The following is a 15,032-nucleotide window of genomic DNA, read 5'->3' on the forward strand; positions in this document are numbered from 1 at the left end:
AAATATAAGAAAACTGGAGCAGGATATATTTCCCCTCCAGTTTTAGTATAGAGCCGTGAAAAGCAGAGTCGATCCCTTTTAATTTAGTAACTGTTTTGAGCTTATCTGGTTTTTAAAAGTAATAGCAAGTTATAAATTCATAAAAAAATGATGAATAAGGAATTAATATGTAAATTTGGCTTGGGTTGTTTTTCTTTCTATCTCATAAAAAATAGGTTATAATAAGACCGGTGATAAAAATGGACAAAAAACATAAACAGCATTTACTAGTTACATTGATCTTTACCCTTATTGTTACAGCAACATTATTTTTTATGTATGATGATTTTGTATTTCAAACATATGGTGAAGTAGTTTATTATGATTACATATTAAAAGGTGAAAATAATCAATTAAAAGTAGAAAATATTGAAGCGTATTTGGATCGTCAAAGTTTTCATTTAGGAGAAGGACGAATTATTTTTAAAGATGTGAATTTAACTAACGGAGCTGTTCCTACAGTTAAACTATCATTATATGGAGAGAATCAACAAAAATTTGACTATGAATTTGTTGTAGAAGAATATCATAGTGATACTTTGATTTATTCAATTCAAAGTATCTCAAAAAAATATAAAGAAATTGATTTGGACGATGTTAAATCAGCATCACTAACAATAGAAGCAAATGATCAAAAGTTAAGTGAAGTTGATTTAAAAATTACTCCAGTTGAACAATTGGAAGGTTCAAATAAAGAATATCGAATTGAAAATGCAAGTATTTCTAATTCGATGATGCGTTTAGGGACACTAAAAGCGGCAAGTGATGATGTGATTAAAGAATACCCTACAGTATCTTTAGAATACCGTTATTTAAAAGATAAAAATGGTGATAAAGAAGATAATGATAATTATGTGGTATTTAAAAAGATTACTGGTAAAAGTAAAGAACTCGTCAATGGTAATGATTATGGGACATACAATCTTGAAGATGATAGTTTTAAAGATAAGGACTTAAGTGTAGTGATTATTTTTAGCAATGGAAAAGAGAAGTTTGCTTTTGCGATTGATTTAAAAACTAGAGAAGTAGGTGACTATTATGGATAAGATAAAGAAGGATTTTATTGTTATTTATCTAGCTCGTAATTTATTAGCTACTTTTGCAATCACAGTATTTAGTTTTGTTTATGATATAACAAATTATTATAACATGCTGCCGTTAAGAGCATTTATCAAGATATTTGCTGATAATTTTTATACTACTGCATATTTTTTATTACTATGGATCTTGAATTATCTGTTATTTGAAATATATAAAATTGTAATGGATGCACTAAAAGATCGTAATAAAAATCATGGTAAACTTGTTATTAAAGGGAAAGAAATGATTGCTTATGGGAGTATCATTCCAATTGTAATTCTGGTAATTTTATTGATAATTGATTTTAATCAATTATTTAAGTTAAACTTTATTTTATTGGTTATTTTTATGTTATTAAGATCAATTAAAGAAGAATTTAAACAAAGAAAAAATAGACTCTAAGAGTCTATTTTAATAAACTGCTAATAGCGTGAATCATTGCATCCTGTTGCATACTATTTAAAGAATTATAATATTCTTCAAATAATACACCAAGACCTGGGAGAATTGTTTCTTCTTTCGAAGCAATTCCGCCATTGATGATTTCTTTCAGTTCATCAGGTGAACTATTATGCAGTTTAGTTAATAAAGCTTTACGAATATCCATATAATCACTCCTCATCTTTATTAGTATAGGAAGATTAATGGATTTTATACTGAGGAAATTATGGAAATTAGACAAATTGAATTAGACGGTCAAATTATTGAGTATCAATTAAATTTTAAACCAATCAAACGTTGTTATTTGAAGATTGTTTCTGGTAAAGTAGTAGTAAATAGTTCTTTGGCTTTTTCAATTACTGCTATAGAAAAATTGATTCGTGATAATCAACAAGTCGTTTTAAAACAAATTAAGAATTATCTTCCTAAATATCAATATATTAATAATGGCTATGTGTATATCTTTAATCAGCGTTATCAAATTGTTGTACGCGATTTAAATCAACGCAAAGTAGCTTTTCATGAAAATAAATTATTTGTGTATCATCATCAAGTTCAAGAGACAATAGAACGAGAGTTAAAACAAATTTTAAATAAATATTTAGAATTTAAAATTAAAGAATATTTAAAAAGTAATTTTAGTTTAAATATGCCGGTAATTCAGATTAAGAAGTTAAAAGCTCGTTGGGGAGCGTGTTTTTCAAATCAAAATAAGGTTTGTTTTAATTTGGTTCTAGTACATCTAGAAAAAGAATTGATTGATTATGTAATTGTTCATGAACTATGTCATTTTATTCAGCCTAATCACTCAAAGCTATTTTATCAAGAAGTACAAAAGAGGCTCCCGGATTACAAAGAGCGCGAGAAAAAGTTAAAGGAGATTGGAATATGATAACTTCTACCACTAATAGTACAATTAAAACATTGATGAAATTAAAACAAAAAAAGTATCGTGATGAAATGAAGGCATATTTAGTTGAAGGCGATCATCTTGTTACAGAGGCATTAAAAGCAAATCAAGTGGAACTGCTAATTAGTACCAAACATATTGACAGTGAATTAGAAGTACTTGAAGTAAGTGAGGAAGTAATGGCTAAACTGGCATTTACCAAGTCTCCTCAGTCAATTATGGCTAAGTGCCGGATGCAAAAAGAAATACAATTAAAAGAAGGAAGACGTTATTTGCTTTTAGATGATTTACAAGATCCTGGAAATATTGGTACTTTGATTCGTACTGCTTTAGCTTTTTCAATTGATCAAGTTATTTTATCTAATAACTGTGTTGATTTATATAATGATAAATTACTTCGCTCAATGCAAGGCGCCAATTTTCACCTTAGTTGTATTTATGGGAATCTAACACAATTAATTTCGCAATTACAAGAAAAAGGTGTTGTGGTAATTGGCAGTGCACTTGAAAATGGAAAGAATATTGCACAGATAAATCGCTATAGTAAGATGGCTTTTGTTGTTGGTAATGAAGGTAATGGGATGAATCCAGAAGTTCTTGCTAAATGTGATGATATTGGATACATACCGATTAATACGATTGAATCATTAAATGTTGCTATTGCGGGAAGTATTATGATGTATCATTTTAAGTAACAGTCACGGTGTGACTGTTTTTTATAATATATATTAGTTGCAGTATTATATTATCTAAGTTATAATTAATTTAGATAATATTAACACATAAAAATAATAAATATAATTAATTGTGTTTATATTATATTGTTATTGATTGGGTTAATTTTACGAAGATAGATAAATATTTAAAATAACACAGTGTAAAATTAAACAATTAAAGAGTTGATCAGGGCAATTAAATGAATAGGGAGGGGATTTATATGCCAGTGTATTCAATCAAAACAATAAAAGAATATGCTAATAATTATATTAGTAATAACGGTCGAGAGATAACGAAGACAGTTCTTCTGATTACATCAGCTGTCATTTTTGTTCAGGCCGTTAATTTTTTTAGTCAAGTGCTAGGGCTTATTTTAGGATTAATTACATTAACAATGCCACAAGGGTTAGTTTACGCATCATTAAAAATTGTTGATCAGCAAGAATTATCTGCAATTGATGATACACTTTACGGAATAAAGAAGATCAGTAAGTATTTTACGACTTATTTTATTTATTCACTGATTGCTGTTTTTGTTTTAGCTCTAGTTATAGTTGCATTTATATTACTTGTATCATATTGTGATATTGGAATTATTGGCGGCAGGGACATTGTTTCAATCTTAGCACAGTATTGGATAATAGTAATTACTTTATTAGTAATTGTCATCGGAACATATGTTTTTCTTGATTGCAATTATGGAATGTTTCCATATTTAATGGAAACAAGTGATGTAAAAAATCTAAGGGCACTAAAACGTTCACGACAATTTATGAAGCATAAAAAGAAGGCCTATCTAAAATTATATTTAAGTTTTTGGAAAGAGTATTTAGGATTGATTATAATTACATTACTAGTTTCGTTTGTATTACCTACAATGCTGGATATTAGTGCAATTATTTTTATTGTTGGGGAAGCGGTTTTAATTAAACGTAAGTTGATTATTTATAAAGCTTTATTTTTTGAAAATAGTGGTTTGGATGAATAAAAACTTAATATTTAAAATATAACTATCGAATAACTTTGCTTATCGATTAAAGCAGTCAAGAACTCTATTTTTATGATTATGCTCATAAAATGATTGTCAAAATAAGCTAAACACGTTATAATATCTAGGTATAATAACACGTTGATAAGGACTAGTAGGTAAGAAAGTTGTTATAGAGAGGAAGATATTTGCTGGAAATCTTCTAACAGCAGCATTATTGAATTCACCTTGGAGTGCGACTAATCATCGCCGTTTAAGCTACGTTACAGTTAATTAAGTGCATGATTATAGATCATGAATTAGGATGGTACCGCGAGATAAATCGTTCCTATATGGAACGATTTTTTATATTATAGGAGGGAAAACATGGAAAATGAATTATTAAAAATCAAAGAAGAAGCATTAGCTAAATTAGCAGACTGTTCTTCTTTAAAAGAATTAAATGAAATTCGCGTTTTATATCTAGGTAAAAAAGGTCCGATTCAAGAAGCAATGAAATCGATGAAAGATATGGCACCTGAAGAAAGAAAAACTTTTGGTCAAACTTCAAACCTAGTTAAGCAAGAATTATCAAAAGCAGTTGAAGATAAAAAAGAAGCTTTGGAAAATCAAGCTATTTTAGATAAAATCAACGAAGAAAGAATAGATATTACTTTACCAAGCTTTAAATTAGACCAAGGGTCTTTGCATCCTTTATCAACAATTGTAGCAGAATTAGAAGATTTGTTTTTGGGAATGGGATATCAAATTGCTGAAGGTCCTGAGGTAGAAAGCGATTATTTCAACTTTGAATTAATGAATTTACCAAAAGGTCATCCAGCTCGTGATATGCAAGATACATTCTATATTGATGAAAATACTTTAATGCGGACTCATACGTCACCAGTTCAAGCACATACAATGTTAGCTGCAAATGGTGAAGGACCAATCAAAGTAATTTGTCCAGGTAAAACATATCGCCGTGATGATGATGATGCAACGCATTCACATCAATTCATGCAGTGTGAAGGATTAGTAGTTGATAAAAATATTACCATGGCTGATTTGAAAGGAACTTTAGAAGTATTTGCACGCAAGTTCTTTGGTGAAAAGCGTGAGGTTCGCTTACGTCCATCGTATTTTCCATTTACTGAGCCTTCAGTAGAAGTTGATATTTCATGTCATAACTGTGGTGGTAAAGGTTGTCCAATGTGTAAACATACAGGATGGATAGAAATCTTAGGAGCTGGAATGGTTAACCCACGTGTTTTAGAAATGTGCGGATTTGACTCTGAAGTATACCAGGGATTTGCATTTGGAATTGGAATTGAACGGGTTGCAATGCTTAAATACGGCATTGATAATATCCGCAATTTCTATAATGATGATATTAGATTTTTAAGTCAGTTTGGTAGAAAGGAGTAAAAAGATGGATATTAGTTTAAAGGTATTAAATAGATATGTAAAGGTTGATGATCAAGATCCTAAAGAATTAGCAGATAAAATTACTTCAATTGGATTGGAAGTTGAAGGAATGCACGATTTGACTAGAGGAAATAACATGACAATTGGTTATGTTAAAGAGTGTATGCCACATCCAGACAGTGATCATTTAAATGTATGCCAAGTTGAAGTTAGACCTGGTGAAATTAGACAGATTGTTTGTGGGGCACCAAATGTGGCAACTGGACAAAAAGTAATTGTAGCCAATCCAGGATGTGATTTAGGTGATGGTTTTGTTATTAAAGAGAGTAAGATCAGGGGAGTTGAGTCGAATGGAATGATTTGTTCAATTGCTGAACTCGGTTTAGATCAAAGACTTTTAAAACCAGAAGATAAAGATGGAATTCATGTTTTAGACACTGATGCTCCAGTTGGAGCCGAGCCATTAGAATATATGGGATTAAAAGATACGATTTTGGAAATTGGTTTGACTCCAAATCGTGCTGATTGTATGGCAATGACTTCTTTAGCTTATGAAGTAGCAGCAATTTTAGGTCGTGAAGTTAATTTACCAGAAGTTTCATTTATCGGAGCAGAGGGAAGTGGAATCAGCGTTAAAGTTGAAACTGATTTATGTCCATTTTTTGGTGCTAAATTAGTTAAGGGAGTAACAACTAAAGAATCTCCTGAATGGCTAAGAAATGCACTTATTGCTAGTGGAATCAAACCAATTAATAATATTGTTGATATTTCTAATTTTGTAATGTTAGAAACAGGACAACCAATTCATATGTATGATTATGATAAATTAAATAAAAAGGAATTTATTATTAAAACAGGATTTGATTGTAAAGAAGTAATGTTAGATGGTGAGGAATATAAAATTGAACCAGCTGACCTTATTGTATCCACTGATGCTGGAATTGGTTGTATTGCTGGAGTTATGGGTGCTAATAGTACTAAAATTGATGAGAATACAACCAATATTGTTATTGAAGCAGCAACGTTTGATGGGGCAACATTAAGAGAAACTGCTCGACGTTTAAACTTATTGACTGATGCCTCACAACATTATATTAAAGGTGCTTTAAATACTGCAAATTCTTTAATGATTTTAGAAAGATGTGCTAATTTATTAGTTGAATTAGCAGAAGCAAAAGAAGTATATCAAAGTGTAACAACTGATCTAAAAATCAAAGACTGTTTTGTTCGAGTAACAACATCAAAAGTAAATGGGGTACTTGGAACTAAAATTACAACTGATGAAATCAAAGATATTTTCAGTGCACTAAAATTTGAGTATACTATTGATGGTGAAGAATTTAATGTGAAAGTACCAACTTATCGTAATGATATTACTTTAGCTGCAGATTTAATTGAAGAAGTAGCACGGATGTATGGGTACGATAAGATTCCTTCAACATTACCAGAGATGTCGATGACTGTTGGAAAGAGGACAGATGTTCAAGCAAAGAAACATTTAATTAGAAACTTATTAAAAGATCAAGGGTTACATGAAACGTTGACGTATTCATTAACTTCACCAGTAATGGTTGATGACTTTAATATTTTTCACACAAATGAGTCTGTTAAGTTAGCAATGCCATTAGGTGAAGAAAGAAGTGTAACAAGAAAATCTATAATTGGATCGTTATTACAAGTAATCAATTATAATCAATCACATAATATTAAGGATGTTAATATTTTTGAATTATCAACTACTTATTCTAAAGGTGTAGAATTACAAAATCTTGCAATTGCCTGCTGTGGTGAATACAATGGTTTACCGTTTAAACAAATTTCATATAAAGCTGATTATTATTTAGTAAAAGGGTTTGTTGAAACAATCTTTAAAAATTTGGGAATTGAAGAATCTCGTTATAAATTAGTTCGGGCTAGTCAAGATGATAAGTATTATCATCCAGGTAGAACAGCGTATATTATGATTGGTAAAGAAGTTGTTGGGGTCGTAGGAAATATTCATCCATTGATGGAAAAGAAATATAATGTTAAAGATGTTTACATTGTTGAGTTGAATCTAACAACATTATTAAATTTAAAAACAAGCAAAGTGAAATTTACTGAAATCCCAATGTACCCTTCTGTAAGTAGAGATATTGCTTTGGTGATGGATCAGGATATTCCTACTTTTGATATTTGTCGTAAGATTGTTCAAGCGAGCAAACAGCTAGTTAAAGAAACAAAAATTTTTGATGTTTATGCAGGTGAGCATATTGAAGCTGGGAAGAAATCAGTTGCAATTAACTTGCTTTTCCAAGATCCAAAAGGAACTCTAGAAGAAGCAACAGTTAATGCTGCAATGGAGAAAATTTTAGCAGCTGTGGAAAAAGATTTTGGAGCAGTGCTTAGAGCATAATAAAAATAAATTAGCGAAGAAATAGACGTATTTGTTTATTTCTTTTTTTTAAATATGTAATTCATATTATTTGACAAGGATTGGAACCATGATTAGAATAGAGCTAAAGAGGTGGTTATAGTGCAAAAAATTACATTAGAAATTGATGGAATGATGTGTGGAATGTGTGAAAGCCATATTAACGATGCTATTAGAAAGGCATTTTCAGTGAAGAAAGTCAGTTCCTCTCATAGTAAAGATAGAACAGAGATCATTACTGCTGATGAACTTGATGAGGATAAATTAAAAGCGGTTATCGATGCTACTGGCTATAAAGTTACATCGATTACAAAAGCTCCATATGTAAAAAAAGGTTTTTTTGCATCATTCCGTAAATAATAAAGAAATCAGGATAAACCTGATTTCTTTTCATAGTAGGGGTATAGTTTTCTTGCTAGTTCGCTCATTCTTTGCTGATTGACTTTACAGATTTTCCGATCATAAGTATATAGGCCATTGATTTCGTTTTCAATATCAGATATTTGAGTATAAATACAACCGCAAAGTCCATTATTAATTGAGGGTATAACCATTTCTTGGTACATTTTTTCGATTTTATCGGTTAGTTCTTTTTCGCTATTTGTTTTACCATAGCCATATTGTTTTTTATTGCTGTTAAGATGATTATTGATTGGCCGAGTATAGCCACCACATTCACTTAATAATAGAGGACGTTCAAGGTTTGTTGACAAGATTTTATTTCGAAAATAAATATGACGACTGACAACATCGCTATTTTTTTGACTAAACCACCCTGAGGTTGTATCATAAAATCTTGTTGGATCCAACTCTTTACAAATTTGATACATTTCATCACTATTAAATTGACCCCAGCCTTCATTAAAAATTGTATAACTAATGATACTAGGGTGATTATATAGATGGCTGATTGTGTCGATCATATGTTGCTTAAAAATATTTTGTTGTAGGGTATTTTTGTAACGTGTGTCTTTAAAATTTATAAACCCTAAAGTTGGAAGGACGGTATCATGGATAAAACGGTATTCACCATTATTAACCATATCCTGCATCACAAGAATGCCTAATTTATCACAATTATAATAAAATAGCTCTGGCTCGATCTTAATATGTTTACGAATAAGATTGAATCCCAGTTTTTTTATATTCATAATCTCAGTTTTGTAAAAATCAGGATGTTCCGGTAAAAATAAACCATCATGATAATATCCTTGATCTAAGATACCATGCAAAAAAATGGGAGTATCATTTAATAGTATTTGATGTTTTTTTATTTCAACTGTTCTTAAGGCAAAGTAACTTTCAATATAATCATCATCAGTGGTTATAGAAAAAGTATATAAATAAGGATCATCGGGAGTCCAATAATGAGGGTTATCAATGGTGATATCAGTATCTTTTGCAGTGTAAGTCTTTTTAAAATCATTATTTTCAATAGTAACAGTATATCGACTGGCCTCAGTATTTACTTTTAAATTAATGCCGGTTAATGAGGGGGTAATTAACAGATCTTTAATACAATTTTTTGAAACGGCTTCTACCCAGACTGTCTGCCAAATTCCAGATACTTGAGTATACCACATTCCATGGCTTTCACGACTTTGTTTACCGTAGGGGTAATCATGCGATAAGGAGTCTGTAACTTTCACCACTAATTTATTTACGCCATCATTAAGTGATGAAGATATATCAAAATAAAAAGGTAAATATCCTCCTGAGTGAGAACCAATATATCGATTATTTACATATACTTTAGTAAGTTGATCTACAGCACCAAAATGGAGGAGAACCTGGTTATTTGCATGATAGAAGTCTATAGGTAAAATGAAATCCTTTTGGTATACTAATGTATCATTTATTATTCCATGATAATTAGATAGTGGTGCTTGAGGAGGATAGGGAATATTAATACTGAGATCATTTAATTGCCAAACTCCATTTAAACTGAAAAAACTATTTCTTTTTAATTGAGGTCGTGGATATTCCATAGTTAACACCTGCTTTCTTTACTTTAATGATACAGGGATACTGGCTTCATTGCAATTCTAGTTAGAATTTATTAAATTATTATTGTTATTCCAATTGACTATTCCCCTAGGTATAGGTTTATACTAGTGATAGTAGGGGGAATAATATGAATATTGGTGAAGTTTCAGATTATTTAAAAATTACTAAAAAAGCAATTAATTTATATGAAGAGAAAGGTTTACTTAGACCCAATAAAAATAGCAATGGATATCGTCTTTATGGAGAGGAAGAAATTAAAACTCTAAAACAAATTAAAATTTTACGTTCTCTTGATTTCTCTTTGAGTGAGATAAAGGATATCATTATTAATAATGAATATTGTTTTTTTGATAATAAGCTTAGTGAATTAAAAATTAGAGATTATGATTTACAAAAAAAGATTCAATATCTTGATCTAGTTAAAAATGATTTTATTCAAAATGAAATTATTGAGAATATAGAAGAATATCGAGAATTATTAATTCGTGAATCAAAAGAAGAAATCAAAGATAAAAATATATATGTTGATTTTGAAAAAATACTAATTGTTGTCTTTACATTTTTTACAACTATAAGCATATGTGGAAGAGGTAGGATATCTGGGGAAATAATAATTATTATTTATCTACTTATTTTAATTTGTAGTACGGCTTTATTGCATTATCCGCAATCGCGTAAATTTTTTTATCAATTGTATCAAAAGTTGCAAGAATATAAGAGGAAAGATAAATGATTTGGTTAATTATTATAAGTATCGTGTTGATTGCAGGAGTATTAGGTTTCTTAAAAATATTAGTTACGAAGAAATATTTGATCCATCAATATAATTTAGGAGTTGGTGTGCAGTATCGGGATTTTACTAAAGAGTATTATCATTATAATAAAGAACGAAGTATTGACGAAGAAACTTTTATAGATTTTGAAATGCCGCAAATTTTAAAGAAAATTAATTTTACTTATAGTGAGATAGGAAATGAGTACTTGTATAATTTATTTTTTAGAGAAAATAATAATTTAGATACTCAAGAAAGTATTATTGATAAATTGAATTGTCAAAAAAAATTAGCAGAGAGTATTTATCAGCTGAATAAACTTAATAAAGCATATGTACCGATCTTATCTATTAAAAGAAGCTTGCTAAATATTTCAGCTAAATCGTGTTTATTAGCAGGGCTGTTTTTGATACTTGATGTGGTTAGTATAATAGCAGCAATAATTGATATAGAGAATGTTTATTTTGTTGTTATAATGTTATTATTGAGCATTTTAATGAATACCCAATTATCTCAAAAAACAGGAAAAATTAGTCTTCAGATATCATTAATTAATGATATGCTTCAAATTACCAATAAATTATTAAAAATAAATATTTATCCTGATTCAAATCAGACTTTAGTAATGAACTCATTTATCCATTTGAAGAAAATGACAAAAACAACATATTATTTTAATAAAATAAAACAGTTTGATATTTTCAATATTTTGGAGTTAATGAAATCATTATTCTTTATTGATATATTTCAAGCAGTTAAACTTAGTAGGAAAGTAGATCAAGTACAAAATGATATCATGGTTCTTTATGAGAATATCGGTTTGTTGGATGTATGTATTATGATTAAGGTTATTCGTAGTCTTTATGATACTTGTATACCAATCATATTAAAAGATGAAAGAGTTGAGATAGTAGAGGGGTATCATTTATTGATAGAAAAACCGATTAAAAATACTGTTGTAATATCAAATGATACGATTGTTACTGGTAGCAATGCCTCTGGGAAATCTACGTTTTTGAAAATGTTAGGTGCCAATTTGTTGTTAGCAAAAACCTTAAATATTAGTTTTGCAAAGGAATTTAAATATTATCCGTTTGCTTTGATCTCATCAATTCATATGAAGGATGATATTATGAATGGAGATAGTTTTTATGTTAAAGAAATCAAACGTTTAAAGCAAATTACTGAATTTGCTAATAAGCAAAAATCATTAATTTTAATTGATGAGATTTTAAAGGGGACAAATGAAAAAGAGCGAATTATTATTGCGCTGGCATTAATGAAATATTTATTTAAATGCAATTCTATGACGATTATTACTACTCATGATATTGAATTAACAGAAGTCTTTGATCAAGTAGATAAATATTGTTTTAATGATATTAAAAAAGATAATAAAATCGTTTTTGATTACCTTATTAAGAAGGGAGTTTGTACTGTTGGAAATGCAATCGCGATAGTTAAGACATTAGATTTTGATCAAGAAATTTTAAAGGAAATTAATGATAAAATAGAAGTTTTTTGAAGTGAACCTCGTTGCTTGGACACACATCACATTCTAAATAATAGAGGTTCATTTCATTTTAGGCTTCTATTTTGGGATACTTTTATATTCTAATGATATAAGCTGATTTGGATTTTTTGATAAACAGGATAATAATTTTGTTGCTCTAAATTCTAATTCAAGTGCGGGATGATGATAACTGGAAAAATTAGTGACTAATTTATATTCACAGCTTTTTTTTATTTTGTTTAAATAAGCCTGCCCAACATTATTCATCTTTAATACTCGAATATAGTCGATTTGCATTGCTTCAGCAATATCTTCTTTACTATTATTCATCAAGATATGAATTAACATGCGCTGAATTCGTGAGCGTGTATAACGTTTCGAAGTAAGGCTTGTTATTAATTCATCCATATGATTAGTGATAACTACTTTTTCTTTAAGTAAATTTTCAATTCCTTCGTCGACTAAATGCAAATGTTTTAATGTTGGCGCATCAGTAGTTAAAATTTTATAACGAAGGAAGGGATAAAAGTCATCAAAAAAGTAAAATTCTTGATAGTCTTCATAGTTACAAAACTGATTTGATATATCAATTTTATTTTTTAAAGCATGACGGATAGCACTTGCTGAACTAATTGATTCGATGTCCAAACTATGGAAATCATTTGTTCTTTTAATACAGTGTAATTCAATAGGATAATTATGATTAATTACTTCTTTAACATAGGCAAGCCCTAATAAGTCATTAGGGGTAGTAACAGTTTTATTCATTAAAATAGATAGTGCCTGATTACAGGCATCTGGATAACGCAAACCCTGATTCATCTGTTTTTTTACTAAGTTATCATAATTCTTTTGATTATTTTTAATCGTGAAGGCAATATCTTTGAAAATATTGATATTTCCACATTCGCTTCCAAAAACAATATCAGTGACTTTTAGCTTTGCTAATAATTCAATTGCTCCTTGGGCAAAATAATCAGCACTTTGAACACTATAAACAAATGGCAGCTCAATTACTAAGTCAATGCCATTTTTAATTGCAACTCCTGCTCTTGTCCACTTGTTACTAATTGCTGGCTCACCGCGTTGAACAAAATGTCCAGACATTATTACGATCGTAACATCTGGTTTAATTAGTTGTTTTGCTTTATTGATATGATATAAATGTCCTTGATGAAAAGGATTGTATTCGACAATTAGACCTAGTACTTTCATGAGTTCACCTTTATTTTACGACATGATAATTTTTTGATTACTTTGAAAATAGTTGAAATAATCAAGATTGCTAAAGCAAGACTAGCAGAAATCGCTAGTGTATTTAAAAAGCTATCTAAAAATAATTCACTGTTACCTTGCGTACAGTATAGCATTGTTTGATAGATTCCACGTCCAGGAACCAGGGGGAAACAGCCGATAATTAAAAAAATTGTGGCAGGAGCTTTATAGATTCGGGCGGATATCTCAGAAAATAAAGCAACAAATGCCATTGCTAAAAAATAACAGCTGATTTCACTTTTAAAATTTGAAGCAAGCAAATAGACTAACCAGCCTAATGCCCCGCCGATTGACCCGATTATAGCAAAGCGTGGATGCTGATGAATACGAAAAATAAAAGCAAACCCGAGACATGCAATGAAAGCACTAAAACATTCAATTATACTTTGCATATTACCCTCCTAAGACCATCATCATTGTTCCAACCCCAATTGCAATAAAAGTGGCTGTTAATAAAGCCTCTAACATTCGTGCCATTCCTGAAATATGATCACTACCCATAATATCTCTTAAACTATTGGTAATAGCAACCCCAGGAGTTAAAATCATTAAACAGCCAATGATAGTAGACTGTAAATTGGTTATTAAACCTAATTTTAAAGAAATTATTGCTATGGCAGTTAAAACCATGCTTGATAACAATGTACTGACAAGATTATTTATTTCTAATATTTCCATTAACCAAATAAAGAAATATAAGATAAATCCAATTCCTACAGCAATAATTGTTTCGTGGATTCCACCACCAAAAAAAGTTGTAAAAAACCCAGTTCCTAACCCATAACCTAGAAATACTAAGGGCATGTTGATTGGTGTGTTTTTTATTTTTTCAAGTTTACTTTTTAAATGAAAATAGTCGGGACATTCTTGACAAGTATAGCGGACTAGATTATTTAATTCATAGACCATATCTAAATTAACACGATTTTGTTGAGTCCGTTTTGATAAAGTATATGTATGATTATCATGCATTTCAATCGTTAGAGTAAAGTATGAAGGTAAAGCAAATACTTCAACATTTAAATAACCATAACTTTTACACATTCTCAATAATGATTCTTCAACCCGGTAAATTTCAGCCCCATGTTTTAATAAAAGCCGCCCAATTTCACCGATTAAATTAATTAATTTTTGCTCGTTCATAACCCACCTCGATAATCAAAAGTATACCATGAATAATTGTTTAATGATATATCATGATCGTTAATATTTGTAATAAATTATGATAAAATAGCTAAGAGGTAGGTGAGAAAGTGTTTAAAAAATATTATTATAACAATTCAGCTTTGATCATTTATATTATTGAAGAAAAAGTAAAATTTTATGCAATTGTCATAAATGGTTTTTATAAATATTTTAAAGAAATGTTTCAACGATTTGTAATTAAAGTTAAAAAGAAACAACAGAAAAATTTAGTTAAAAAAACAGCAAATAACCAAATAATAAGGCTGTTATTGATAAAGGGAGAATAA

The 15,032-nt window shown here is 29.5% G+C and carries 16 protein-coding genes and 1 other annotated feature; of the genes, 11 read left to right on the forward strand and 5 right to left on the reverse strand.

Annotation, left to right across the window (positions count from 1 at the left end; genetic code table 11):
* Positions 1–239: 239 nt before the first annotated feature.
* Positions 240–1,085 (forward strand): hypothetical protein, encoded by an 846-nt coding sequence (locus KSU54_RS06690; RefSeq protein ID WP_117792034.1) that lies wholly within the window; start codon positions 240–242, stop codon positions 1,083–1,085.
* On the forward strand, positions 1,078–1,521 hold the full coding sequence (locus KSU54_RS06695) for a hypothetical protein (RefSeq protein WP_003534502.1): 444 nt from the start codon (positions 1,078–1,080) through the stop codon (positions 1,519–1,521). The genes KSU54_RS06690 and KSU54_RS06695 overlap by 8 nt, the downstream gene beginning before the upstream one ends.
* Positions 1,522–1,525: 4 nt before the next feature.
* Here the strand turns inward: KSU54_RS06695 and sspI are convergent, their stop codons facing one another.
* The gene (sspI, locus tag KSU54_RS06700) at positions 1,526–1,726 is read right to left on the reverse strand and encodes a small acid-soluble spore protein SspI (protein ID WP_008792770.1); all 201 of its coding nucleotides are present in this window, start codon (positions 1,724–1,726) and stop codon (positions 1,526–1,528) included.
* 60 nt (positions 1,727–1,786) lie between these two features.
* Between sspI and KSU54_RS06705 the strand changes: the two genes are divergently transcribed.
* The 6 genes from KSU54_RS06705 to KSU54_RS06730 all read left to right on the forward strand — a co-directional run bounded on the left by KSU54_RS06705 (position 1,787) and on the right by KSU54_RS06730 (position 8,352).
* Complete coding sequence (locus tag KSU54_RS06705) at positions 1,787–2,452, forward strand: M48 family metallopeptidase (RefSeq protein ID WP_117561881.1); 666 nt, start codon at positions 1,787–1,789, stop codon at positions 2,450–2,452.
* The gene (locus KSU54_RS06710; protein WP_009009417.1) at positions 2,449–3,165 is read left to right on the forward strand and encodes a TrmH family RNA methyltransferase; all 717 of its coding nucleotides are present in this window, start codon (positions 2,449–2,451) and stop codon (positions 3,163–3,165) included. Before KSU54_RS06705 ends, KSU54_RS06710 begins: the two co-directional genes overlap by 4 nt.
* Positions 3,166–3,407: 242 nt before the next feature.
* Positions 3,408–4,175 carry a DUF975 family protein gene (locus KSU54_RS06715; protein WP_008792768.1) on the forward strand — a complete coding sequence of 256 codons (768 nt, stop codon included), beginning with the start codon at positions 3,408–3,410 and terminating at the stop codon, positions 4,173–4,175.
* Positions 4,176–4,307: 132 nt separating this feature from the next.
* Positions 4,308–4,508: a binding site (T-box leader), on the forward strand.
* A gap of 33 nt (positions 4,509–4,541) precedes the next feature.
* Entirely contained in the window at positions 4,542–5,579 is a 1,038-nt protein-coding gene (gene pheS / locus KSU54_RS06720; RefSeq protein WP_003534492.1) for a phenylalanine--tRNA ligase subunit alpha, read from the forward strand.
* Between the two features lie 4 nt (positions 5,580–5,583).
* Positions 5,584–7,974, forward strand: coding sequence for a phenylalanine--tRNA ligase subunit beta (pheT, locus tag KSU54_RS06725; RefSeq protein ID WP_003534490.1), 2,391 nt, complete (start codon positions 5,584–5,586; stop codon positions 7,972–7,974).
* Between the two features lie 120 nt (positions 7,975–8,094).
* The gene (locus tag KSU54_RS06730; protein WP_008792765.1) at positions 8,095–8,352 is read left to right on the forward strand and encodes a heavy-metal-associated domain-containing protein; all 258 of its coding nucleotides are present in this window, start codon (positions 8,095–8,097) and stop codon (positions 8,350–8,352) included.
* An 8-nt stretch (positions 8,353–8,360) separates the two neighbouring features.
* On the opposite strand, the gene KSU54_RS06735 is transcribed toward KSU54_RS06730, so the two are convergent.
* Positions 8,361–9,980, reverse strand: coding sequence for a glycoside hydrolase family 2 protein (locus tag KSU54_RS06735; protein WP_117792035.1), 1,620 nt, complete (start codon positions 9,978–9,980; stop codon positions 8,361–8,363).
* Between the two features lie 146 nt (positions 9,981–10,126).
* Here KSU54_RS06735 and KSU54_RS06740 point away from each other — a divergent pair, with 146 nt between their 5' ends.
* Together KSU54_RS06740 and KSU54_RS06745 are read left to right on the forward strand one after the other, a co-directional pair.
* Positions 10,127–10,732 (forward strand): MerR family transcriptional regulator, encoded by a 606-nt coding sequence (locus KSU54_RS06740; protein WP_003534487.1) that lies wholly within the window; start codon positions 10,127–10,129, stop codon positions 10,730–10,732.
* The gene (locus tag KSU54_RS06745; protein ID WP_117561879.1) at positions 10,729–12,297 is read left to right on the forward strand and encodes a MutS-related protein; all 1,569 of its coding nucleotides are present in this window, start codon (positions 10,729–10,731) and stop codon (positions 12,295–12,297) included. Before KSU54_RS06740 ends, KSU54_RS06745 begins: the two co-directional genes overlap by 4 nt.
* A gap of 66 nt (positions 12,298–12,363) precedes the next feature.
* Here the strand turns inward: KSU54_RS06745 and KSU54_RS06750 are convergent, their stop codons facing one another.
* Genes KSU54_RS06750 through KSU54_RS06760 form a run of 3 tightly spaced genes read right to left on the reverse strand, consistent with a single transcriptional unit; the run spans position 12,364 to position 14,703 of the window.
* Positions 12,364–13,500, reverse strand: a complete 1,137-nt coding sequence (locus tag KSU54_RS06750; protein WP_003534485.1) for a nucleotidyltransferase — start codon at positions 13,498–13,500, stop codon at positions 12,364–12,366.
* On the reverse strand, positions 13,497–13,952 hold the full coding sequence (locus tag KSU54_RS06755; protein WP_003534484.1) for a threonine/serine exporter family protein: 456 nt from the start codon (positions 13,950–13,952) through the stop codon (positions 13,497–13,499). The genes KSU54_RS06750 and KSU54_RS06755 overlap by 4 nt, the downstream gene beginning before the upstream one ends.
* Before the next feature lies 1 nt (position 13,953).
* A complete protein-coding gene (locus KSU54_RS06760) occupies positions 13,954–14,703 on the reverse strand; it encodes a threonine/serine ThrE exporter family protein (protein WP_003534483.1) in 750 nt (249 codons plus the stop codon).
* Between the two features lie 110 nt (positions 14,704–14,813).
* On the opposite strand from KSU54_RS06760, the gene KSU54_RS06765 reads away from it, so the two are divergent.
* The gene (locus tag KSU54_RS06765; protein WP_003534482.1) at positions 14,814–15,032 is read left to right on the forward strand and encodes a hypothetical protein; all 219 of its coding nucleotides are present in this window, start codon (positions 14,814–14,816) and stop codon (positions 15,030–15,032) included.

This window comes from Erysipelatoclostridium sp. MSK.23.31 (genome assembly GCF_019125875.1).
In the GTDB taxonomy this organism is placed as follows: Bacteria; Bacillota_I; Bacilli_A; order Erysipelotrichales; family Coprobacillaceae; genus Thomasclavelia; species Thomasclavelia ramosa.

Bases quoted from the DNA above. Each gene is read 5' to 3' on its own strand.
- KSU54_RS06710 (WP_009009417.1), top strand. From the start codon at position 2,449: ATGATAACTTCTACCACTAATAGTACAATTAAAACATTGATGAAATTA.
- KSU54_RS06735 (WP_117792035.1), bottom strand. From the start codon at position 9,980: ATGGAATATCCACGACCTCAATTAAAAAGAAATAGTTTTTTCAGTTTA.
- KSU54_RS06705 (WP_117561881.1), top strand. From the start codon at position 1,787: ATGGAAATTAGACAAATTGAATTAGACGGTCAAATTATTGAGTATCAA.
- KSU54_RS06760 (WP_003534483.1), bottom strand. From the start codon at position 14,703: ATGAACGAGCAAAAATTAATTAATTTAATCGGTGAAATTGGGCGGCTT.
- KSU54_RS06750 (WP_003534485.1), bottom strand. From the start codon at position 13,500: ATGAAAGTACTAGGTCTAATTGTCGAATACAATCCTTTTCATCAAGGA.
- KSU54_RS06740 (WP_003534487.1), top strand. From the start codon at position 10,127: ATGAATATTGGTGAAGTTTCAGATTATTTAAAAATTACTAAAAAAGCA.
- KSU54_RS06690 (WP_117792034.1), top strand. From the start codon at position 240: ATGGACAAAAAACATAAACAGCATTTACTAGTTACATTGATCTTTACC.
- KSU54_RS06755 (WP_003534484.1), bottom strand. From the start codon at position 13,952: ATGCAAAGTATAATTGAATGTTTTAGTGCTTTCATTGCATGTCTCGGG.
- sspI (WP_008792770.1), bottom strand. From the start codon at position 1,726: ATGGATATTCGTAAAGCTTTATTAACTAAACTGCATAATAGTTCACCT.
- KSU54_RS06695 (WP_003534502.1), top strand. From the start codon at position 1,078: ATGGATAAGATAAAGAAGGATTTTATTGTTATTTATCTAGCTCGTAAT.
- pheT (WP_003534490.1), top strand. From the start codon at position 5,584: ATGGATATTAGTTTAAAGGTATTAAATAGATATGTAAAGGTTGATGAT.
- KSU54_RS06745 (WP_117561879.1), top strand. From the start codon at position 10,729: ATGATTTGGTTAATTATTATAAGTATCGTGTTGATTGCAGGAGTATTA.
- KSU54_RS06715 (WP_008792768.1), top strand. From the start codon at position 3,408: ATGCCAGTGTATTCAATCAAAACAATAAAAGAATATGCTAATAATTAT.
- pheS (WP_003534492.1), top strand. From the start codon at position 4,542: ATGGAAAATGAATTATTAAAAATCAAAGAAGAAGCATTAGCTAAATTA.